Here is a 24,041-nt window from a genome sequence, read left to right as displayed (position 1 = left end):
AAAATTATATTTAGATGATTAAAATTATATTTTTCGCTTGCTCTATTTTATCTTTCGGTATTATAAGTGCGCAAAATTCTACCATATCTGGCACAGTTTCATCAAAAGACGGATCAGAAGCATATGTAAATATTTACTTAAAAGGAACCGAAATTGGCACTGCATCAAATGAAGACGGTCAATACACCTTAAAAAACATTCCTTCAGGAAAATACACGCTAATAGCTTCTACAATTGGCTTCGAGAAATATTACAAAACTATTACAATTGCTAAGGGCGAAGATCAAATACATAATATCAGCTTATCACCGTCTACCGAATCTTTAGATGAAATGGTCGTTACCGGTACCTTAAAACCTGTAAGCAGATTAGAAAGTCCCGTACCCGTAGAAGTATACAAACCAAATTTTTTCAAGAAAAACCCTACGGCTAGTATTTTTGAAGCTTTGCAAAACGTAAATGGTGTTAGACCACAAATTAATTGTAATGTATGTAATACAGGTGATATTCATATTAATGGTTTAGAAGGTCCGTACACCTTAGTTCTTATTGACGGTATGCCCATTGTTAGTGGTTTGGGAACTGTCTATGGTTTATCTGGTATACCCAACTCCCTAATTGACCAAATTGAAGTTGTAAAAGGACCCGCTTCTACATTATATGGTAGTGAAGCCGTTGGCGGACTCATAAATATCATCACAAAAAATAACCTGTCTGCACCCGATTTTTTCGCGGATAGTTTTGTTACCTCATGGGGAGAATTTAATTTAGATGTTGGAACAAAATTCAATGTTGGTAAAAAAACTAATGTGCTCTTAGGAGCCAACTATTTCAAGTATGACAACCCTATTGATAATAACGGAGATAATTTTACAGACCTAACCTTACAAGAGCGAATTTCAGTTTTTCAAAAGTGGAATTTCACTAGAAAAAACTCTCGAATTCTTTCGTTAGCCGGACGCTTTTTTTACGAAGATAGATGGGGTGGCGAAATGCAATGGACTCCAGAATTTAGAGGAGGAGATGAAATTTACGGAGAAAGCATTTACACCCGTAGATGGGAAGTTTTAGGTAAGTATCAATTACCTACCGAAGAGAACATGATGCTTTCTTTTTCATACAATGACCACAAACAAAATTCTGTTTATGGAGATGTGCCCTATTTAGCAGATCAACGTATAGGTTTTACACAATTAACATGGGACAAAACCGTAGGTAAACATAGCCTTTTAGCAGGTACTGCATTGCGTTATAATTATTACGATGACAACACCCCGGCAACCTTAAATGTCGATGGTAATGGCAACCAGCCAGACGAAGTTGTAATACCGAGTTTATTTGTACAAGATGAAATAGCCTTTGATAAAAAGCATTCTTTACTTTTAGGTGGTCGTTACGATTATGATGACCGACACGGTAACATTTTCACACCCAGAGGTGCATATCGTTTTAAATTCACCGATAATGATATAATTCGCCTAAACGCTGGTACAGGTTTTAGAGTGGTTAATCTATTTACCGAAGATCACGCTGCATTAACGGGATCGCGAGATGTTATTATCGCAGAAGAATTGAAACCAGAGCGTTCGTTTAATGTTAACCTAAATTACTTAAAGAAAATTTATGCTGACAATGGCACTTTTGTAAGCTTAGATGCCTCTGTATTTTATACAAATTTTCAGAATGTGATTATCCCTGATTATGACACCAATCCTAATCAGATCATATATGATAATTTAAACGGAACTTCAATTTCAAAAGGAATAAGTGCCAATCTAGACGTGGCTTTCTACAACGGATTAAAATTCATGGTAGGTGGTACTTTACAGAATGTGAGCAATACTGAAGACGGAGTAAAAGAAAGGCAAATTCTTACGGAAAGCTATTCTGCAAACTGGAGTGTTAGCTATGATATTCGTACTTGGAATTTGTCAGTTGATTATACAGGAAATTTATACGGACCGATGCGTTTACCAACTTTAGGCGAAAGTGATCCTAGAAGCGATTTTTCACCAGCGTGGAGTATTCAAAACATTCAATTTACCTATGATGGATTAAAGAATTTCGAGTTCTATGGCGGAGTCAAAAACTTATTAGATTGGACCCCTAATAGAGGAAATCCGTTTATAATAGCACGTGCAAATGACCCATTTGATAAAGAAGTTACTTTTGATACCAATGGTAATGCAGTTGCGACACCAAACAACCCAAATGCATTAACTTTTGACCCATCATACGTTTACGGACCTAACCAAGGTATAAGATCATTTTTTGGGTTACGTTACACGTTGAATTAAGCACAAAAACCAACTGCTATTTCGTATTTTTGAAATTCTCAGTATTTAATACCTGAGCAAAGTTAAAAAATACATGACCGAATACGATTATATCATTATTGGCGCAGGCGCATCTGGCTTACTACTAGCTGATGCCATGCTTAATGATTCGTTTTTTAATGATAAGAGGGTATTACTTCTTGACAAAGACCCCAAAAACAGCAATGATAGAACATGGTGTTTTTGGGAAGAAGGCGATGGTCAGTTTGAAACTATCGTTCATAAAAGATGGCATTCTATTCACTTTCAAGGTGAAGACGTTCTTAAAAGAACAGATATCAATCCGTATTCCTATAAAATGATCAGGAGTATTGATTTCTACGATCATTATTTAGGTCGAATCAAAGAATCATCTAATATCACTTTTGTTCAAGAAGGTATGGTAGACATAAAGGAGTCCGCCACTGAGGTTACTGTAAAAACTACGAATAACACGTATTCTGGTAAATACATATTCAATAGTCTTTTTGATTATAAAATGGCAACTGGGCAAAAAAAATATCCGGTATTGCAGCAGCATTTTGTGGGATGGGTGATTAAAACTGAAAAGCCTATTTTCAATGCCAATGAAGTTACTTACATGGATTTTTCCATCCCTCAAAAAGGAAATACCCGTTTTATGTATGTACTACCCTATTCAAATGACACTGCGTTAATTGAATACACATTGTTTTCAGAACAATTATTACCTAAAGCCGAATATGAAGCTGCTATAAAAAAATATATAGTAAAACGTTTTCAATGTAAAACTTATGAGATTATTGAAAAGGAAGCGGGTAGCATACCAATGACAGCTTATGACTTTAGAAAGCACCATACCAATAGAATTAGATATATAGGTACCGCAGGCGGATGGGCAAAACCAAGCACAGGCTACACCTTAATGAGTACTGCAAATAAGATTCCGAAATTAATTGAACTTATAAAACAAGGGAAGCCGCTTCAAAAACTGAAATTAAAAAATAAGTTCTGGTTTTATGACATGCTCTTTTTAGATGTTTTGCATCATAATAATGGTAACGGACATGCCATTTTCGAGTCTATTTTTAAATCTTTAAAACCGCAAATGGTATTTAAATTTCTTGATGAAATAACAAGTTTAAAAGAAGATATCATTTACATAAATTCTTGTCCTAAAACTCCATTTATAAAAGCGTTATTTAGAAGATTATTTTAAACCGTTCTATTCATAAGGTTTTCGCCGAATTGTTTTAACAAATCTTTGTTTTCAAGCTCTATTTCCATTTCATCCAATACTTCAAATGCTTTAGCGGTGTAGTCTGAAATAGCAACTTTAGTAGCCTTATCTGCTTCTGTTTTTTCAAAAATTGAGCGCACTGCACTTACTTTAGATTCTGATTCTTTTGGCTGAATAGAGTATAAATGCTCTAATTCTTGTTTCATTATTTCAGAACCAGAATTCAATGCTTTTAGATATAAATACGTTTTCTTATTCTCAATAATATCGCCACCGACTTGTTTACCGAACGTTTCTGGATCACCAAATACATCTAAATAATCATCTTGTAATTGAAAGGCAATACCAAGATTTAGTCCAAAACTATACATTTGCTCTTGCGCAGTATCTGAAGCACCCGCTACAATAGCTCCCATTTTAAGGGCTGCAGCAACAAGAACAGCGGTTTTGTACTCGATCATTTTTAAATATTCAGGTAACATTACATCGTCTCTTGTTTCAAAATCGACGTCATATTGTTGCCCTTCGCAAACTTCTAATGCTGTTTTACTAAACAATTTGGCAAGATCTCTAAATATATTAGGCTCATAGTTTTCAAAAAGTTGATATGCCATAATTAACATCGCATCACCAGATAGAATACCAGTATTTATATCCCATTTTTCATGAACGGTAGTTTGCCCTCTACGAACAGGTGCATCATCCATAATATCATCATGCACTAAAGAAAAATTATGAAACACCTCAATAGCTACTGCAGCATCTAAAGCTTTCTTAAAATCACCTTTAAAAATTTCAGCGGTCATCAATACCAGAACTGGTCTTAAGCGTTTTCCGCCTAAACCAAGAATATATGTAATGGGTTCATAAAGGTTTCTAGGTTCCTTTGTAATTTTCATTGAGTCCAAATACGCAATAAACTCTTCTCTATATTCAGTAATAGTATGCATTCCTCGCAATTTTTTTCAAAAATACGTCGTATTTTATAAACGTTTCTTTTAAAAAATCATTAGAACCAAAATAATCTCCTAACGGTGTAAAACGATTCATATAATCTTGCAACATTAAAAAATTGTAAAACTTTGGAAACTTTTTAAGTTTTTAAAGTTTCCTGATGTATATTTGCAGCCGTTATGAAAGAAAAAATTAGAGATACAGCATCACAGCTTTTCTTGGAACATGGTTTTAAGAGTATTACCATGGACGATATCGCCAATGAAATCGGTATGTCTAAAAAAACCATTTACAGCGAGTACAGTAATAAGACTTCGTTAGTAGAAGATTGCGTAATGAACAAGTTTTGTCATTTAAGCGATGGTATTGACCTAATTATAGCGATGGAGAAAAACGCTATTGAAGAATTGTATGAGATTAAAAAGTATGTAATGTCTCATTTAAATGATGAAAAAAGCTCTCCTCAGTTCCAATTAATGAAATACTATCCGAAAATTCATAAAAACCTGAAGTTAATGCAATTCGATAAAATGCATAAATGCATATTATTGAATGTTGACCGAGGTTTAGAACAAGGCTTGTTTAGAGATAATATAAATCCGGAATTTGTTGCTCGTATATATTTTACTGGCTTAAATAGTATAAAGGACCAAAACATGTTTCCATTAGAACAATTTCCAATAGGGAAACTAATGGACTCATTTTTAGAATATCATATTAGGGGTATTGTAACACCAAAAGGAAAAACCATATTAAATAACATCATCAATTCAAATCAAGAATAAATGCGAAATCAATTATTAATCTTAATCACTATTCTAAGTATTAGTTTAGGATATTCACAAGAGCAAACCTATTCATTTACGTTAAAAGAAGCGATTCAATTTGCGCTAGAAAATAACTATTCGGCGATAAATGCAAATAGAGATATCATAGATGCCCAAAAGCAAAAATGGGAAACTATAGCAGGCGGACTTCCTCAAATTAACGGATCGGTTGGGTACTCAAATCAATTAAAGCAACCTGTTACTTTATTACCAGCAGAATTGGTAGGTGGTACAGCAGGTGAATTTATACCTGTAGTTTTCTCTCAACCACAATCAGCAACGGCTACCGCAACATTGACCCAACAAATTTTCGATGGCTCATATATTGTAGGTGTACAAGCAACAAAAGCATTTTTAAGTTACAGCGACAACAACAAAGAGAAAACAGAATTAGATGTTAGAAAACAAGTTGTTGAAGCTTACGGCAATGTACTTTTAGCAGAAGAAAGTATAGAAATCTTAGAGAAGAATAAAAGCACTCTCGAAAAAAATCTCTTTGAGACTTCTAAGTTATTTGAAAATGGCCTTGGAGAAGAAGAAAGTGTTGATCAACTTCAAATTACCTTATCATCTATAGAGAATCAATTGCAAAATGGGCTTAGACTAAAAGATATTACATTACAAATGTTGAATGTAAGTATGGGTCTAGACCTAAATGCACCAACACAATTACAAGAAAACCTAGAAGACCTTACCATGTCAAAAATGGATTTAGGTATTCTTGGTGTCGACTTTAATATTAATGATAATGTAGATTACAAACTTGCCGAGAATTTAAACGAACAACGCTTTTTTGAATGGAAATTAGCGAGAAGTCGTGCACTACCAACATTGAATGCCTATATAAACTATGGCAGTTCTGCATACTCAGAAAGCTTCGATTTCTTCAGCGGAGATCAACAATGGTTCGATTCTTCTATTTTAGGTTTTGACTTGAACATACCAATATTCAGTTCATTCAAAAGAAGTGCAAGTACGCAACGTGCTAAAATTGCTTTAGAAAAAGCAAAAACACAATTAACCGAAGCTGAACAACAAATTAGATTACAGTTAGAAAATGCTAAAAACAATTATACACTGGCGATTGATAATTACGAAACTGCAAAGCAAAACCTAACACTATCTGAACGTATAGAAAACAAAAATCAAATCAAGTATAAAGAAGGTCTTGCTACAAGTTTTGAACTAAGACAAGCACAAACACAATTATACACTACCCAACAAGAATACTTACAATCAATGGTAGAGGTAATTAATAATAAGACCGAACTAGAAACCATTTTAAATACAAAAGACTAAATAATCAATCATTAAAAATACAATCATGAAGAAAATACTAGTTTTATTAATTGCGACCATTGGCTTATACTCATGTGGCGGTGGTGAGCAATCAGTAACAGATATTATAGCTCAGCAAGACCTTGAGGCGATAAGAGCTAAAAAAAATGATATTACCTCACAACAAAAACTGATTGATGCACAACTAAAATCTTTAGATTCTGCAATAGCCGTTTTAGGTAATGAAGAGAAATTACCGTTGGTAAATACATTGACAGCTAAAAAAGAGCTGTTTAACCACTACCTAGAATTACAGGGTGATGTATCTACCAAACAAAATGTATTGATCTACCCAGAAATGGCGGGTACTTTACAAAGAGTTTATGTTAAAGAAGGTGACAAAGTTTCTAGAGGGCAGGTATTAGCCACTATTGACGATGGCGGTATGTCCAGCCAAGTAAGTCAATTGAAATCTCAAGCTGCTTTAGCAAAAACGACTTTTGAGCGTCAAGAGCGTTTATGGAATCAGAATATAGGTTCAGAAATTCAATTTTTACAAGCTAAAACCAATTATGAAGCTGCAGAAAATATGGTTTCTCAAACGCAGAGCCAATTGGGGAAATCAACTATAAGAGCACCTTTCTCGGGTATTATTGACAATGTAATTAAAGATCAAGGTACTGTAGTTGCCCCTGGTCCAGGTTCAGAGGTATTTCGTATCGTAAATCTATCTGATATGTATATTGAGGTAGAAGTGCCAGAATCATATTTAGGTAGTGTCGCAAAAGGCAAAGAGGCTTTGGTATATTTTCCAGTATTAGGTGATAGCATCATTACTAAAATTAGACAGACAGGCAATTTTATCAATCCTTCGAATAGATCTTTCGAAGTTGAAATACCTGTACCGAATAAAGAAGGTAAGATTAAACCGAATCTCTCTGCCAAGGTCGCTATTAACGACTATACAAGTGAAGATGCTATATTAATACCGACTAGTATAATTTCAGAAAATGCAGATGGTGAGCAGTATGTATTCGTTGCAGAAGAGCCTAATGCAGATGGTGAGGCGTTGGTAAAAAGAAGCGTAATTATTACTGGTAAAACACAAGGTGCGAATATTGAAGTATTATCTGGTTTAGCAGATGGCAACCAAATTATTAAAGAAGGTGCTAGAAGTGTAAAAGATGGTCAAAAAGTAAAAATCAAAAAATAAAGATCGATGAGCAAAGTACAAAAGAACGCCGATAAGGAATTCGGTTTATCGTCTTGGGCCATTGATAACCCTTCGGTTATTTATGTGATGATTGCCATTTTTCTTTGGTTAGGATTTAGCGCCTATATGGCAATGCCTAGAGAAGATTTTCCTGAAATCATAGAGACCAAAATCTACATTAGCACACCTTACCCAGGTAACACTGCTGAAGATATTGAAAAGCTAATTACAGACCCTTTAGAAGATCGGTTAAAGAATATAAGTAATGTGGTAGAAGTTACCTCAACTTCTCAAGAAGATTACGCTATTTTAACCATTGAATTTGATGAAGAGATTACTGTTGAACAGGCCAAGCAAAAAGTAAAAGACGAAGTAGACAGTGAAAAAGCGAGTGAAGACTGGCCTACTTTTAACGGTGCAAAGGTAGAACCAAATGTGTTCGACCTGAATTTCTCTGAAGAAGTGCCTATAATGAATATCAATTTTACAGGTGATTACCCTGTGGAAAAGTTGAAAGAGTTTGCCGAATATTTACAAGATGAAGTAGAAGACCTACCAGAAATTAAGCAAGCAGATATACGTGGTGCACAAGATCTAGAAGTTGAAGTTGGTGTTGACATCTATAAAATGATGGCCGCAAAAATCAGTTTCCAAGATGTAATCAGTGCTATTAGCAATGGAAATATGACGATGTCTGCCGGTAATTTAAAAACCGTAGGGCAAAGACGCACCATTCGTATTCTAGGAGAAGTAGAGGACCCCAAAGAATTGAACAACTTCGTAGTTAAATCTGAAAATGGTGCTGTATATCTAAAAGATATTGCGACCATTAACTTTCAAGCAAAAGACAAAACTACATATGCTCGAGAATTTGGCGAAAATGTGGTTATGCTCGATGTAAAAAAGAGAGCAGGTAGAAATTCTATTTCTGCCGCAGATAAAATCAAAGAATTGGTAAAGAAAGAGAAAGCCGATTACTTTCCGCCAGATTTAAATATTTCCATTGCCAATGATTCTTCTACTAGAACACTGAATCAAGTAGATGACTTGGTAAATAACATCATCTTCGGTATTATTCTAGTAGTAACCGTACTAATGTTCTTCTTAGGCTTTAGAAATGCACTATTTGTTGGTTTCGCTATACCGATGTCAATGTTCATGTCATTTGTTATATTATCATGGCTTGGCTATACCTTAAACACAATGATCCTTTTCGGTATGATCATGGGGCTTGGTATGCTAGTAGATAACGGTATTGTAGTTGTTGAAAATGTATACCGATTAATGGATGAAGGCTTGTCAAGAACCGAAGCTGCAAAAAAAGGTATCGGTGAAATAGCATACCCAATTATCATATCGACAGCCACAACTGTGGCCGCGTTTGTACCATTAGGGCTTTGGCCTGGTATTTTTGGGCAGTTTATGATCTACTTCCCTATTACTCTTTCTGTGGTTTTAGGATCTTCATTATTCGTGGCAATTTTCATGAATTCTATGTTGGTATCGAAATTCATGAGTACCGATGAAAAAGAACTTACTTTAAAACAATTGATTAGAATGAGTGTTATTCTAGGTGGTCTAGGAGCATTAATACTAATTTTTGGTGGAGCAATGCGTGGTTTAGGTTCTGTACTTATACTTACTGCCATCATGTTTTGGGCATATAAATACATTATTAAAGGTTCTGCTATTAAGTTCCAAAAGAATACAATGGCACGTTTTGAAAATTGGTATGAGCGTCGTTTAAAGCACGCACTAAAAGGCAGCAATGTATACTGGTATTTTGGTATCACTTTTTTAATGTTGATCGGTGTATTTATGCTATTTGGTATGTCTGTTGGTAGCGGTCGTACAAAAATTGAATTCTTCCCAGATAATAAACCAAATGAAATCTATGTATATGTAGAATACCCTGAAGGTACTTCTATTGAAAAGACCAATGAGATTACTAAACAGGTAGAAAATCAGGTGTACGCAATCATGGATGATGATATGTACAAGAATGAAAAGGGTGAAAACTTTATGATGGCATCTGCTGTTTCTGTAGTAGGTGAAGGTGCCGGTAATCCACTTACCGATGGTGGTTCGTCTGCCGAAATGCCACATAAGGGTAAGGTAACCGTAAACTTTAGCGAGTATAAATTTCGTAATGGTTTAAATACCGAAGATATTCGTGGTCGTGTGCAAGCTGCATTACAGGGCATTTATCCTGGTGTTGCCATATCGGTAGAGAAAGATGCCAACGGTCCGCCAGCAGGTTTCCCAATTAACATTGAGCTTGAAGGTAATGATTATGATGAGCTGATTAATACTGCCGAAGACATTAAAAACTTTATCAATACTAAAAATATTGCTGGTATTGAAGAATTGAAGATAGATGTAAACAAGGGCAAACCAGCCATGCAAGTGATTGTAGATCGCGAAAAAGCGGGTGAATTAGGTGTTGCCGTTGGTCAAGTTGGTAACCAGTTAAGACGCTCTATTTTTGGTGAAAAAGCAGGTGTTTACAAAGAAGATGGTGAAGATTATGATATCAACATCAGATTCAATGAAGATTTGAGATACAATAAAAGTGCCCTATTCAATCAGAATATCATTTTTAGAGATCCTTCTAACGGACAAATTAAGGAAATTCCGATTTCTGCAGTGGCAACCGAGAAAAATACATCTGGTTATAGTGCTATTAAACACCGCGACGGTAAACGTGTGGTAACTATATATTCAGGATTAAAACCTGGCTTTACTGATGCCGGTGCAATTGTTGCCGAAATTCAAAATGAAATGGGAAGTTTTGATGGAACTCCCGCTACCGTTAAAATTGATTATACAGGTCAATTAGAAGAACAAGCTAAGCAACAAGCTTTCTTAGTAGGTGCCTTTTTCTCAGGATTAGGATTGATTATGCTTATTCTAATTTTCCAATTTGGTGGTATATCTAAACCATTGATCATTATGATCGCCATTTTCTTAAGCTTTATCGGCGTATTTGGAGGATTGATGATCACCGGATGGTCTTTCGTAATTATGATGACCATGATGGGTATTATATCATTAGCCGGTATTGTAGTAAATAACGGAGTGGTACTCCTAGATTACACCCAAATTCTAATAGATCGTAAAAAAGTACGTCTTGGTATAGAAGACAGTGATCTTTTAACCATGGATGATGCAACAGATTCAATGATCGTAGGTGGTAAGGCGAGATTACGTCCAGTAATATTAACTGCCATAACCACGGTATTAGGACTAATTCCATTGGCTATTGGTCTAAACATTGATTTCTTTGCCCTGTTCTCAGAGTTTAACCCACATATTTATATAGGTGGTGACAACGTAATTTTCTGGGGGCCATTGGCATGGACTGTAATCTTCGGTTTATTGGTTGCTACCTTCTTAACGTTAATAATTGTACCAGTACTATTCAACATAGTATATCGAATTAAGGTTAAGTTCAGCACTTTTGGTAATAAGAGAAATGATCAAAACGAACAACTTGAAAGTGTAGCCTAATCCACTTTAAGTTAATTGCATAAAAAAAGCCCGTATCAATTTTGATACGGGCTTTTTAATTGAGTTAGTTAGTTTACTTATTACTAACAACAGGATCTTTTGCATTTGCTTTAGAAACACTTGCTATTCTATTGTTATCAAAACTTACTTCACTTTTTACATCATCTTCCCAAAATAACCACTTACCGGTTCTAACACCGTTCTCATAGTTACCCATAGCAATCTTATCTCCTTTTTCGTTGAACATTTTCCATTCACCTTCTAACTTCTCATTTAAAAAGTAACCTTCTTGAGATTTTTCTCCATTTGCGTGAAAGTACGTTGCTTTTACCTTATCTCCTTCTTTTTCAAAAGTAGAATCAACTTGAGCATAAGCTCCGAACGACAATGCCATTACAGCTATAATTAAGAATTTTTTCATGATATATTTTTTTTGGGATTATTATTTTACAATACTCTAACGAGATAAAGATACAATTATTTTGCAATTAATCAATGTTTAGGTAACTTTTACATAACATTAAATTTACATTGAAATTGTATTTACCTGTTTTTAAGATAGTTAAGTAAAATTCAAATTAATATCAACCAAACCGGTCATCCTATAAAACGTGTCTTTAATATAGACCTATAATGAAATAGACTTCTTAAATTTGCCCTTTCATTAAAGCACATGTTATGTATAGAAGCCATTCCTGCGGGGAATTAAGAGAATCACATATTGGTACAACAGTTATCCTATCTGGGTGGGTTTCCAAAACAAGAGACAAAGGTTTCGTTGTTTGGGTAGATTTACGTGATCGTTATGGTATTACACAACTCGTACTTGATGAAGACCGCACAAATGCTGAGCTATTAGAGCAGGCAAGAAATTTAGGTAGAGAATTTGTTATTCAAATAAAGGGTGAGGTTATTGAAAGAGCTTCAAAAAATGCTAACATCCCAACAGGTAATATTGAGGTTTTAGTTTCCGAATTGACAATTTTAAACGAATCTAAGACTCCGCCGTTTACTATTGAGAATGAAACCGATGGTGGTGAAGACCTACGTATGAAATATAGGTATTTAGACATCCGTAGAAATCCTGTAAAAAACAATCTTATTTTTAGAAGTAAGGTAACTATGGCCGTTCGTAAGTTTTTATCTGGCGAAGGTTTTATAGAAGTGGAGACGCCGTATTTAATAAAATCTACTCCAGAAGGTGCTCGCGATTTTGTGGTACCAAGCCGTATGAACGAAGGTCAGTTTTATGCGCTACCGCAATCGCCACAAACATTCAAGCAGTTGCTAATGGTTGGTGGTTTAGATAAATACTTTCAGATCGTAAAGTGTTTTAGAGATGAAGATTTACGTGCCGATAGACAGCCAGAATTTACGCAGATAGATTGCGAAATGGCCTTCGTTGAGCAAGAAGATATTCTTAATGTTTTCGAGAACTTAACCAAGTACCTTTTAAAAGAGGTAAATGGTGTTGAGATCGATTCTTTCCCGAGAATGACGTATGATGATGCTATGGCTAAATACGGTAACGATAAGCCAGATATTCGTTTTGGAATGGAGTTCGCTGAATTAAACGCTATTGCAAAACATAAAGAATTTGGAGTTTTCAATTCATCTGAACTAGTCGTTGGTATTGCTGTGCCAGGTGCTGCTTCATATACTAGAAAAGAGTTAGATGCCTTGGTCAACTGGGTTAAGCGCCCACAAATTGGCGCTAACGGAATGGTTTACGTAAAATGCAATGAAGACGGAAGCTTTAAATCGACCGTTGATAAATTTTACGACCAAGACGATTTAGCCAAATGGGCAGAAGCAACAGGCGCCAAACCAGGTGATCTTATATGTGTACTTTCTGGTGATGCCAATAAAACAAGAACACAGTTAAGCGCCTTAAGAATGGAAATGGCAACTAGATTAGGGTTAAGAAAACCAAACGAATTCGCACCATTATGGGTTGTTGATTTCCCATTATTGGAGCTTGATGAAGAAACTGGACATTACCACGCAATGCACCACCCATTTACTTCTCCAAAACCAGGTCAGTTAGAATTATTGGATACTGATCCAGGTGCTGTACGTGCAAACGCTTATGATCTTGTATTGAACGGAAACGAAATAGGCGGTGGTTCTATTCGTATTCACGATAAAGATATGCAAGCAACTATGTTCAAACATTTAGGTTTTACACCAGAAGAGGCAAAAGCACAATTCGGATTTCTAATGGAAGCTTTTCAATACGGTGCACCACCACATGGCGGATTAGCATTTGGTTTGGATAGATTGGTAGCAATTTTAGGCGGACAAGAAACCATTAGAGATTTTATTGCATTCCCTAAAAACAATAGTGGACGTGATGTAATGATTGATGCTCCTGCACCTATTGATAATGCACAATTGAAAGAATTGAGTTTGAAGTTGGATATTCAAGAATAGTTAATCTTCACAAAGTCATAATCAAAAATCCTGCCCAGTGCAGGATTTTTTTTTTGCGCTCCACTTCAATTATACACCTTACAAATCAACCACCACACTAAGTAAGATATTTTTTGTTAAATTCACTTTGTGAAAAAATGGGTTAAAATTACCGTGATAGTTTTAAGTAGCTTGCTTCTAATTGCCACAGCAGGATATGGATATCTATACTATACTTATAAAGTAAAGTATGTTCCTTCAAAAGATCTATACAAGAAAAGAGTTGCTTATATAGATACTAAAATAGCATTATTTTCTGAAAATTTTAAAATTTGTGATAGCACCCATATTGTGGACTATTACAATTATGCCCCAGGTGATTCTATACATAGAAGAACTCAGTATATTACTAATAAAAATGGTCTTAGAAAAGAAGTATTATCTAAATACGTGAATAGAGATTATAAAGATTCTGGCTATTTAAATTTTAGATTTATAGTTAACTGCAAAGGTGAAGCCGGCGCTTATGTTATTTATGAAAATGATTTAGACTTACATCCGGAAAAATTTAATACAGACTTAGTATCTCAACTTTTAAACATTACAGTTGAATTAAAAAAATGGAAACCTAATTACATGTATGGTGCAGAAAGGGATTCATATATGTACATATCATACAGAATAGAAAATGGAGAAATCACAGAAATTATTCCTTAGTATTATTTTTGTTTTTCTTTTAAGTTCTTGCCAAACCAAAGAAGAAAAAGTACAAGATGCCTACGATGTAGGCTTTAGGCATTATCAAGGTAATCGTTTACACATGAATGCATTCGCCTATGCATTAGAATTAGATTCTACAAAAGCAGAAACATATAGAGAACTTTCAGTTACTTATTTAAAAAGAGGTATTCCACATAAATGGAAATCTTGGTATGATGGTGCAGTTGAGTATGACCCTATAACTTGGCAACCATGGCGAGGCTATTTATACCTGTGGTTCTACAGAGATTATGAAAAAGCCATTGCAGATTTTAACGCATCAGATTCTTTAACCACCTATATAGATTATCCGCAGGGGCATAGTGTCGATTTTTGGCGTGGTATTGCGTATTTAGGTCTAAACGATTATGATAATTCAATTGCATATTGGGACAAACACATTACTAAAGAAACCGAAGACTCTGGTGAAGATTGGGTAGAACTTGAAGCATTTCTATACAGAGGTATTGCGTATTATGAAGCTGGTGAGACAAAAAAAGCAGAAGAAAATTTTGATAAGGTAATTACCTATCACAACAATTCCGCAGATGCAAAATATTACAAAGCGCAGCTGTTATTAGACATCGGAAATAAAAAAGCGGCTTTGAATATGATTAATGATGCCATTATAGATTTTAATAATGGGTATTATAACAATAGAGAATACGTAGAAACCCTACGCCAAATTTATCTTGAAGATTTAGAAGAACTTAAATCCAAAATCATAGCAAGTAATTGAAGAAAGTAGCAACGATTTACCTAACCCTAACTTATTGATTTCAAGAAAAGCGGTTGCAATAAAAATAATGTGGTCACCCTCTCCGATATGTAAGAAAATTATTATTTTACTATATTTAGAGCCATGAAAAAATGGGTTAAAATAGTATTGTATAGTTTATTGGGAATTGTGCTAATTCTTTGTGGAATTGTCGGGTACGGTTATTATCAATACGAATGGAAGTATGATGTAAATTCTGAAAAATATCAGCATGATGTCGGTTATTTATCACCTAAAAATCGTGATTTTGTTCCTAATTTTGAACGATGTAGTAATAATCATCTAAGAGGATATTATTCTAGTGTAGGATTTAATGTTTTTGATAACAGCAAAGCACATTTTAGACAATTTATTCAATCTAACTTCAATAGTAAGCGCTATGATGATAGTGGTATACTTAACCTTCGCTTTATTATTAATTGCAAAGGTGAAGTCGGTGATATGGAGGTAAACCAGCTAAATAAAGATTATCAAATAACAAAACTCAACAATGATTTGGTTGAAGAAATAATTCAATTAACGGTCGAAAAGGAAAATTGGGTTATTTCAAATAACATATCGGATAATGACAAATATATGTACTTGATTTTTAGACTAGAAGATGGAAAAATTGTTGAAATATTACCTTAGCTTTTTACTATTAATATCATTAAGCTGTAAGATTGAAAATCTAAATGAAGAATCATCAGAAAATCTAAAACTAATAGCAAAAGATATTTGGGACACTGAAAATAGTAAGCACGGTTTCAATGGTAGTTTTCAAGGAACACCAAAAGCGATGACCCTTCTAGATAAAATTATAGCTTTAGATAGTACGAATGCAGATGCATTAAGGGAGATTTCCATTCCTTTTCTAAAAAGGGGAATTCCACTTGAATGGAAAGCAAGATTTGACAAAGCAGTAAAACATGACCCAGCGACATGGGTGCCTTGGCGAGGTTATCTCTACTTGTGGTTCTACAGAGATTACGAAAAAGCAATAGCCGATTTTAACGCATCAGATTCATTGACACCATATTTAGATTATCCACAGGGGCATAGTGTGGATTTTTGGCGTGGCATTGCGTATTTAGGCGCAAAAGACTATGATAACTCCATTGCTTATTGGGACAAACATATTACTAAAGAAACTGAAGATACGGGTGAAGATTGGGTAGAGCTAGAAGCTTTTCTTTACAGGGGTATTGCTTATTTTGAATCTGGCAATATGAAGAAAGCAAATGAGAATTTTGACAAAGTTATTCAGTACTTTACCAACTCTGCTGATGCAAAATATTACAAAACGCAGCTCTTATTAGACAACGGAAATAAAAAAGCTGCGCTAAAAATGATTGACGATGCCATTGTAGATTTTAACAATGGCTATTATAACAATAGAGAATATGTGGAAACCTTACGCCAAATTTATCTTGAAGATTTAGAAGAACTTAAATCCAAAATCATAGCAAGTAATTAAATACCTTTGAACCCTATCATTGATATGGCTCAACCATGCCCATCCAAAGAAATAAAATTTTAAAAAGCATTTACAAATGGAGATATAAACATATCTCTCAAAAAACCTTCATTTACATTTTAAGTGTAATCGTTGGGCTTTTGGCTGGTTTGGCATCTGTTACCCTAAAAAACATCACTTATTTTATTGAGGCATCTCTTGAAAAGGGAATTATTTTTTCTAGTAACCAATTATACTTTATTCTGCCTATTATAGGTCTTACCCTGGTATATCTTTATGTAAAATATATTCATAAAGAGAAATTAAAGCATGCCGTTTCTTCCATTCTATTTTCCTTATCAAGAAACAAGGCAAATATCGATGCCAAGCAAATGTACACCCAACTCATTATTGCACCGCTAACTGTTGGTTTTGGTGGATCAGTAGGGTTATTGGGTCCGGCAGTGGCAACAGGTGCCGCATTAAGCTCTAATTTAGGTAAGCTCTTTCATATCAATTCTAAAACGCGCTCTTTATTAATTGCTTGTGCATCGGCTGGTGCAATCTCATCTATATTTCAATCGCCAATTGCCGCCATCATATTTGCAGTAGAAGTATTTAGTCTAGACCTTACTATGATTTCTATGTTACCATTATTATTGGCATCGATCAGTGGTGTGCTTACCTCCTACTTCTTCATGGGTAACGAGGTATTGTTCAATTTTTCCATTAGTGAGCCATTTGAAGTGAAGGATACTTTATTTTATGTTCTTCTCGGCGTAGGTACAGCAGTAGCATCTATCTACTTCACAAAAATGTATTTTGGTATCATTAATCTTTTTAAACCATTGAAAAGTCCGAAATACCGTCTTTTGGTTGGCGGTCTAGCCATTGGTATTATGCTGTATATGATTCCACCATTGTACGGTGAAGGATTTACATTTATAAACAACTTGCTGAAAGGTGACCATATTCAAGCTTTAGGCAAAACTCCCTTCGATGCCTACATTGGTAATATTTGGGTAGTAATTGCTCTATTATTCGGCATCACAATTTTTAAGGCAGTAGCCATGACCACTACTTTAGCTGCCGGTGGCGCAGGTGGTATTTTTATACCAACAATGGTAATGGGTAGTGCCTTGGGTAATGTCGTTGCGAAATTAATCAACAATTCGGGATTGGGATTTTCGGTATCAGAAAGTAACTTCACCCTAATAGGCATGGCAGGTCTTATTGCGGGTGTGCAACACGCTCCGTTGACGGCAATTTTCCTTATTGCTGAAATAACCGGAGGCTACGCACTTTTTGTGCCTTTAATGATTACCGCATCTATATCGTACATCATCACAAAAAACACGATAGATTATACGATCTACACCAGAGAATTGGCTGAAAGTGGCGATTTATTGACACACAATAAAGATCACGCTGTACTTACCCTTATGAACATTGATATGGTTATAGAAACCAATTTCAAAATCGTACATCCTGAAATGACTTTGGGTGAAATGCTACATGATTCCGTGGCTAAATCAACACGAAATATTTTTCCTGTAGTAGATGCAAATCACGTGTTTTTAGGCATTATTTTATTAGATGATATTAGGGAGTTCATGTTCGACACCAAATTGTATGACACTACAAAAGTGGAAACATTTACCCATAAGGCACCGGATCATATTTACTATGGGCTGGACAGCATGCAAATTATAATGCAAAAATTTCAAGATAGTGGTGCATGGAATTTACCCGTCGTCAAAAACGGAAAATACATGGGGTTTGTTTCAAAATCAAAACTATTGACCGCTTATAGAAGAGAACTTATAAAATTCACTAAGTAATCAACCTCGGGGCAAGCCCAGAGACATTCTTAGAACAACAACAATAACATCTCGAGACAAGCCTCGGAGCATTTAAATCTCGATTATAGAGTAAAAGAGAACTTATGAAATATGTAATTATCGCCATAGTATTCATCTCAATCGGATTAATTATCTACGGATTCAATTTAGATGCTAGTGAAGATGCCCTATCTCATAAATATATAGGTTCAGGCACCTTATTGCTATTTTTAATTGCCATGCCACTTTTTCTAATAAAAGAGAGCAAGGGTAAAAAATTTAATGATTATATGCTGACAGATGAAAATGTACGAAAAATGCAAGGTAAAGCACCTAGAAAGACTGATAATCAAGATACTCCGAAAAAATAATAGTTCAATTCTTTACCAATGAATCGTAAAATATTGTAAATTAGAATGTTAACATTAAAATTTCAATACAATGATTGGTACCGTCAAATTTTACAATGAATCTAAAGGTTATGGATTTATAACCAATGAAGAAACTGGAAAAGATATTTTTGTTCACGCCACCGCTTTACATGGAACAGAAATTAGAGAAGGTGATAAAGTGAGCTACAAAGAGGAAGAAGGAAAAAAAGGTACCGTTGCCGGGCAAGTGCAGGTACTTTAAAAATAGTCTTTCTCACTAAAAAAATTAGATAACCACGCTCTTGCGTGGTTTTTCATTTATGCTCAATACCCTATTTTCTTTTCTTCGCAAAAAACTGAAGCAATAAACTAGAAGCTTGATCAGCCAGAATACCACCAATCATTTTAGTTCTAGGGTGAAGAGTAGTTCCCATAACTCGGCAACCGCGCTGTTCATCTGTAGCGCCATAAACGATTTTACCAATTTGGCTCCAATACAGCGCGCCAGCGCACATTTGGCACGGCTCTAAGGTTACATACAACGTACAATCTTTTAAATACTTACCACCTAGAAAATTAGCTGCAGAAGTAATCGCTTGCATTTCTGCATGTGCCGTAACATCATTCAATTTTTCGGTTAAATTATGAGCTCTTGCAATAATCCTGTCTTGCACTACAATTACAGCACCTACAGGCACTTCGCCAGCTTCAAATGCATATTCTGCTTCTTGAAGTGCCTTTTTCATAAAATAAGTATCATCGTAAGGTAAAACCATAGCCTCAAAAATACGATAGTTTCATTTTTAAAAAAGTATTTTTGTGCCCATTATAGATGCAATTTGAAATCAATTCTAGAACATATCAAATCACCTAACGATCTAAAAACTTTATCAGTAAAGGATTTAGAGCAACTGGCTGTTGAATTACGTGAGTTCATTATTGATATTGTTTCTGTAAAAGAAGGACATTTAGGCGCCAGTTTAGGGGTTATAGAATTGACCATAGCATTACATTATGTGTTCAACACACCCATAGACAAGCTAATATGGGATGTAGGCCACCAAGCATACGGCCATAAAATACTGACCGGCAGAAAAGAGGTTTTTGATACTAATAGACAATTAGGTGGCATAAGTGGTTTTCCAAAAATGCAAGAAAGCGAGTATGACGCTTTTGGCACAGGGCACAGCTCTACCTCTATTTCAGCTTTGTTAGGCATGGCTTTGGCAGCACAATTACAAGGAAAATTAAAACGACAACACATTGCAGTTATTGGTGATGCATCTATTGCAAGTGGTATGGCATTTGAAGGCTTAAATCATGCTGGTGTAACCAATGCAAATATTCTTGTCGTACTCAATGATAATGCTATGGGTATAGACCCAAGCGTTGGTGCATTAAAAAAATACTTGACCAACGTAAAAACAGGTACTGCAAAAGAAGAAAATATCTTCGAGTGCCTTAATTTTAATTATACTGGCCCTATAGATGGTCATGACTTGCCAACTTTGGTTAAAGAATTAGAGCGTTTAAAAAGTATAGAAGGTCCTAAATTATTACATGTAATCACCACAAAAGGAAAAGGGTTACAAAAGGCAGAAGAAAATCAGGTTACCTACCATGCGCCTGGTAAGTTTGATAAACAAACTGGTGAGCTACAAAAGAAAACTAACACCATTGAACCGCCTAAGTTTCAAGATGTATTCGGTAGAACTTTAGTAGAACTTGCCCTGAAAAATGAGAAAATAGTAGGAATAACTCCTGCAATGCCAACAGGTAGTTCTTTAAAATTTATGATGAAGGCTATACCAGATAGAGCTTTCGATGTTGGTATTGCCGAACAGCATGCAGTAACAATGGCTGCGGGTATGGCAACCGACGGTTTAGTTGTTTTCTGTAATATATACTCCACTTTTTTACAACGAGCCTATGATCAAGTAATTCATGATGTAGCTATACAGAATCTACCCATTATTTTCTGCTTAGATCGTGCAGGTTTAGTTGGTGAAGATGGACCAACACACCATGGGGTTTTCGATATTTCATATTTAAGATGTATACCTAACCTAATTATTTGCTCACCCTTAAACGAAATTGAGCTCAGAAACATCATGTACACGGCTCAGTTAGGTTTAGACCATCCTATTGCGATAAGGTATCCACGTGGACGTGGAAAAGAAGTGAATTGGCAAGTACAAATGAAAAAACTCAATATTGGGGAAGGTCAACTTTTAAAAGAAGGAAGTAAAGTTGCTATTCTAAGTACAGGACCCATTGGCAATATGGTATCAGAACTGATTAACGAATTGGATAACGACCCTGCAATAGCCCATTATAACTTCCCGTTCATAAAACCTTTAGATTCAACTTTATTAAAAGAAATCTTACACAAATTTGAGCATATTATTACAATTGAAGATGGTTCTGCAATTGGTGGATTTGGTAGTGCTATGTTAGAATTTGCAAATAATATTGGAATCCATAAAATAATTAAGATATTTGGCATTCCTGATGCCTTTATTACACACGGTGCTACCGAAAAACTGTATATAAAAGCAGGGATAGATAAGATGTCCGTAAAACAATATGTACAACAATTTCTATAAAAAATAATGGCTTCAAAATTGCTTAAATTCATACTTCCGTTACTTCTTTTGGTAACAATATTTTCTTTCGGTCAAGATACCATCCCGGCACCTATTATCGTAGACAGTGTTACTGTAGATAGTGTTGCAGTAGATACTATTGTAATTCGTAGAACGGTAGATAAAATTTATTCGCCTAGAAAAGACGTAAACCTGTCAATACCAAAAATTGACTTCAAAAAAACAAAAACATTACAAAAAGGTTTTCAACGTTTTAGAGTTCCGTCATTCTGGGAAACAGAAAATAGCTTTGGTATCAACATTAGTGAAGTTGCTTTTGTAAACTGGAATGCGGGTGGTGATAATGCTATTAGTGGTTTAGGATTTTTAAAATTTGCTAGAAAATATAAATTCAGCAATTTTCAATGGGATAATAATCTAGAATTACGTTACGGTTTAAATGCTCAAGAAGGTCAAAAACTTAGAAAAACGGAAGATGTTATTCGTTTGAGTTCTAATTTAGGTTTTAAGAAAGACAATGATAGCAGATGGTTCTATTCGGTACAACTAAATTTTAACACACAGTTCTCTAACGGTTACAAATACCCTGATAGAGACACGCCTATTTCAAGATTTATGGCACCTGGTTATTTACTATTTGGTGCGGGTACATCATATATTAGTAAAGATGAAAAATTCAACCTTTATCTATCTCCATTGACACAAAAATCAACCTTTGTACTAGATCAAGATTTAGCTAATAATGGATCTTTTGGTGTTCAAGAAGCCATTTTAGATGCAGATGGCAATGTAATTACACCTGGCGAGAATCATTTACTTGAAATCGGTATACTTATTACCAACAATTTCAATTATACCGTTGCAGATAATATTGAATTAAAAAGCAGACTTAATCTTTACTCCGATTATTTAAAAAGCTTTGGTAACATTGATGTTGATTGGGAACTTACCATTAATATGAAAGTGAATAAATTTATAAGCACAAGTTTAGGTACCCAAATGATTTATGATGACGATATCCTCTTTGATGTTGTTAAAAATGATAATGGCACCATTATAAACCCTGGCGTACCTAAAATACAGTTTAAGCAAGTGCTTGGCGTAGGTATCCTCTACGGCTTTTAAAGCTGTCTACCTTTTATCTTATTATGAATATGTACTGCAGCACTATCAGATAGACTAGCAACGTAACAACAAGTATTCAATACTATTTGATAAAGCGAAGTATTGGTTTGCTGATAAAAGCCAGGTAAGGTTCGCAAAATTAGTTCATGATAATTAGATGCAGCATTGTTTTTCTTACCAATTAAAGCGTCGATGTAAACATCTAGAATATCAGAAATAATGGTATAGCCGGCAATCTCTTTTTCTACCACTTCTTGAGATTGATATATTTTCTGAACACTTAAGCTAATGATATCTTCAATTTGGGCTTTAAATCCGCTTTTATCCAACAAAGAGACTTCAAAAGTGCCATTTAAGATGCTTTCCTCATTCTCAATGAATATAGAAACTGCATCTTGTATTAGCGTATTAATGGCTAAAGCTCGTAAGTAGCTAAGCCTATCTTCCATATACTCCAAAGAATTATACTTCTTAGTATTAATGGTGTCTTTAACCAATTTTATTAGGTATTCTAATGCGTAATCTTCAGAAATGAGTCCTAAATTAATACCATCTTCAAAGTCAATAATGGTATAACAAATATCATCTGCAGCTTCCACCAAAAATGTCAACGGATGTCTTCCATAAGAAATAGTACCGTTATTACTTCTAGTGGGTAATCCTAAATCTTGGGCTACTTCATCAAATATGTACTTTTCACTCTGAAAGAATCCAAACTTCTTATCACAGATATGGTTACTAGGTTTTTTAGGCAAAGACTCTTTCGGGTATTTCATGAAAGCACCTAACGTAGCATAACTAAGCCGCAGTCCGCCAGAAACCCCAGCCCTATCTTGGGTCATTAATCTAAATCCGTTAGCATTACCTTCAAAATCAATAATATCTTGGTATTCAACTTCAGAAAGTAACTCCTTAAATTTAAATCCATTTCCGGTTTTAAAATATTCACCAATAGCTTTTTCACCACTGTGTCCAAAAGGTGGGTTACCAATATCATGTGCCAAAGCAGCTGCAGCAACAATACCACCAAAATCATTGAATTGATAGCCATGAACCTCTTTTAGATACGGATGCTTCTCTATAATCTTTTTTCCTGCCAATCTACCTAAACTTCTACCGACGACAGAAACCTCAAGGCTATGGGTTAATCTAGTATGTACAAAATCGGTCTTTGAAAGGGGTATTACTTGGGTCTTATCTTGTAGACTTCTAAAAGCCGATGAAAATATGATACGGTCATAATCTACATCGAAGCCTAAACGGGTTTCATCTTGCTCATTTCGTAACCTCTTATTTTTATCGCCTTGTCTTCGTAAAGAAAGTAATTGCTCCCAATTCATGCTAATCAATTTTAAAGCCTGCAAGATACGGCATTTGCCCATTTTGATAACCTTAGTA

General features: G+C 34.9%; 20 protein-coding genes. 16 read left to right on the top strand and 4 right to left on the bottom strand.

Annotation, left to right across the window (positions count from 1 at the left end):
• Window positions 1–14: 14 nt before the first annotated feature.
• Together Q0871_RS05490 and Q0871_RS05485 are read left to right on the top strand one after the other, a co-directional pair.
• Window positions 15–2,297, top strand: a complete 2,283-nt coding sequence (locus Q0871_RS05490) for a TonB-dependent receptor (RefSeq protein ID WP_299319097.1) — start codon at window positions 15–17, stop codon at window positions 2,295–2,297.
• A 73-nt stretch (window positions 2,298–2,370) separates the two neighbouring features.
• Window positions 2,371–3,513: a lycopene cyclase family protein gene (locus Q0871_RS05485; protein WP_299319093.1), complete on the top strand. Its 1,143-nt coding sequence runs from the start codon at window positions 2,371–2,373 to the stop codon at window positions 3,511–3,513.
• Here the strand turns inward: Q0871_RS05485 and Q0871_RS05480 are convergent.
• Window positions 3,510–4,484 carry a polyprenyl synthetase family protein gene (locus tag Q0871_RS05480; RefSeq protein ID WP_299319090.1) on the bottom strand — a complete coding sequence of 325 codons (975 nt, stop codon included), beginning with the start codon at window positions 4,482–4,484 and terminating at the stop codon, window positions 3,510–3,512. The genes Q0871_RS05485 and Q0871_RS05480 overlap by 4 nt on opposite strands.
• A 183-nt stretch (window positions 4,485–4,667) precedes the next feature.
• Here Q0871_RS05480 and Q0871_RS05475 point away from each other — a divergent pair, with 183 nt between their 5' ends.
• Genes Q0871_RS05475 through Q0871_RS05460 form a run of 4 tightly spaced genes read left to right on the top strand, consistent with a single transcriptional unit; the run spans window position 4,668 to window position 11,316 of the window.
• Window positions 4,668–5,273, top strand: coding sequence for a TetR/AcrR family transcriptional regulator (locus Q0871_RS05475; protein ID WP_299319087.1), 606 nt, complete (start codon window positions 4,668–4,670; stop codon window positions 5,271–5,273).
• Window positions 5,274–6,614 carry a TolC family protein gene (locus tag Q0871_RS05470; protein ID WP_299319085.1) on the top strand — a complete coding sequence of 447 codons (1,341 nt, stop codon included), beginning with the start codon at window positions 5,274–5,276 and terminating at the stop codon, window positions 6,612–6,614.
• Window positions 6,615–6,639: 25 nt separating this feature from the next.
• Window positions 6,640–7,806: an efflux RND transporter periplasmic adaptor subunit gene (locus Q0871_RS05465; RefSeq protein WP_299319083.1), complete on the top strand. Its 1,167-nt coding sequence runs from the start codon at window positions 6,640–6,642 to the stop codon at window positions 7,804–7,806.
• Window positions 7,807–7,812: 6 nt separating this feature from the next.
• Window positions 7,813–11,316: an efflux RND transporter permease subunit gene (locus Q0871_RS05460; RefSeq protein ID WP_299319081.1), complete on the top strand. Its 3,504-nt coding sequence runs from the start codon at window positions 7,813–7,815 to the stop codon at window positions 11,314–11,316.
• 73 nt (window positions 11,317–11,389) lie between these two features.
• Here Q0871_RS05460 and Q0871_RS05455 read toward each other — a convergent pair whose 3' ends face one another.
• Window positions 11,390–11,737, bottom strand: coding sequence for a nicotinic acid mononucleotide adenyltransferase (locus tag Q0871_RS05455; RefSeq protein ID WP_299319077.1), 348 nt, complete (start codon window positions 11,735–11,737; stop codon window positions 11,390–11,392).
• 257 nt (window positions 11,738–11,994) lie between these two features.
• On the opposite strand from Q0871_RS05455, the gene aspS reads away from it, so the two are divergent.
• The 8 genes from aspS to Q0871_RS05415 all read left to right on the top strand — a co-directional run bounded on the left by aspS (window position 11,995) and on the right by Q0871_RS05415 (window position 19,174).
• Complete coding sequence (gene aspS, locus Q0871_RS05450) at window positions 11,995–13,749, top strand: aspartate--tRNA ligase (RefSeq protein ID WP_299319074.1); 1,755 nt, start codon at window positions 11,995–11,997, stop codon at window positions 13,747–13,749.
• 129 nt (window positions 13,750–13,878) lie between these two features.
• Window positions 13,879–14,445 (top strand): hypothetical protein, encoded by a 567-nt coding sequence (locus Q0871_RS05445; RefSeq protein WP_299319070.1) that lies wholly within the window; start codon window positions 13,879–13,881, stop codon window positions 14,443–14,445.
• Window positions 14,417–15,226 carry a tetratricopeptide repeat protein gene (locus Q0871_RS05440; protein WP_299319068.1) on the top strand — a complete coding sequence of 270 codons (810 nt, stop codon included), beginning with the start codon at window positions 14,417–14,419 and terminating at the stop codon, window positions 15,224–15,226. The genes Q0871_RS05445 and Q0871_RS05440 overlap by 29 nt, the downstream gene beginning before the upstream one ends.
• A gap of 123 nt (window positions 15,227–15,349) precedes the next feature.
• On the top strand, window positions 15,350–15,895 hold the full coding sequence (locus Q0871_RS05435; RefSeq protein WP_299319066.1) for a hypothetical protein: 546 nt from the start codon (window positions 15,350–15,352) through the stop codon (window positions 15,893–15,895).
• Window positions 15,867–16,721, top strand: coding sequence for a tetratricopeptide repeat protein (locus Q0871_RS05430; protein WP_299319062.1), 855 nt, complete (start codon window positions 15,867–15,869; stop codon window positions 16,719–16,721). Before Q0871_RS05435 ends, Q0871_RS05430 begins: the two co-directional genes overlap by 29 nt.
• 35 nt (window positions 16,722–16,756) lie before the next feature.
• Window positions 16,757–18,541 (top strand): chloride channel protein, encoded by a 1,785-nt coding sequence (locus Q0871_RS05425; protein ID WP_299319059.1) that lies wholly within the window; start codon window positions 16,757–16,759, stop codon window positions 18,539–18,541.
• A 104-nt stretch (window positions 18,542–18,645) separates the two neighbouring features.
• Window positions 18,646–18,912, top strand: coding sequence for a hypothetical protein (locus tag Q0871_RS05420; RefSeq protein ID WP_299319056.1), 267 nt, complete (start codon window positions 18,646–18,648; stop codon window positions 18,910–18,912).
• A 70-nt stretch (window positions 18,913–18,982) separates the two neighbouring features.
• Entirely contained in the window at window positions 18,983–19,174 is a 192-nt protein-coding gene (locus Q0871_RS05415) for a cold-shock protein (protein WP_299319054.1), read from the top strand.
• Between the two features lie 70 nt (window positions 19,175–19,244).
• On the opposite strand, the gene Q0871_RS05410 is transcribed toward Q0871_RS05415, so the two are convergent.
• Entirely contained in the window at window positions 19,245–19,688 is a 444-nt protein-coding gene (locus Q0871_RS05410) for a nucleoside deaminase (protein ID WP_299319051.1), read from the bottom strand.
• 63 nt (window positions 19,689–19,751) lie between these two features.
• Between Q0871_RS05410 and Q0871_RS05405 the strand changes: the two genes are divergently transcribed.
• Together Q0871_RS05405 and Q0871_RS05400 are read left to right on the top strand one after the other, a co-directional pair.
• Window positions 19,752–21,518 carry a 1-deoxy-D-xylulose-5-phosphate synthase gene (locus Q0871_RS05405; RefSeq protein ID WP_299319048.1) on the top strand — a complete coding sequence of 589 codons (1,767 nt, stop codon included), beginning with the start codon at window positions 19,752–19,754 and terminating at the stop codon, window positions 21,516–21,518.
• 6 nt (window positions 21,519–21,524) lie between these two features.
• On the top strand, window positions 21,525–22,643 hold the full coding sequence (locus Q0871_RS05400; RefSeq protein ID WP_299319045.1) for a DUF3078 domain-containing protein: 1,119 nt from the start codon (window positions 21,525–21,527) through the stop codon (window positions 22,641–22,643).
• Here Q0871_RS05400 and Q0871_RS05395 read toward each other — a convergent pair.
• Window positions 22,640–23,983, bottom strand: coding sequence for a deoxyguanosinetriphosphate triphosphohydrolase (locus Q0871_RS05395; protein ID WP_299319042.1), 1,344 nt, complete (start codon window positions 23,981–23,983; stop codon window positions 22,640–22,642). The two genes, Q0871_RS05400 and Q0871_RS05395, sit on opposite strands and share 4 nt — an antisense overlap.
• Between the last annotated feature and the right edge of the window lie 58 nt (window positions 23,984–24,041).

The organism is uncultured Maribacter sp., from assembly GCF_947500985.1.
In the GTDB taxonomy this organism is placed as follows: domain Bacteria; phylum Bacteroidota; class Bacteroidia; order Flavobacteriales; family Flavobacteriaceae; genus Maribacter.
The sequence above is the reverse complement of the archived record's forward strand: the minus strand, read 5'-3'. Positions and strand labels throughout refer to the sequence as shown.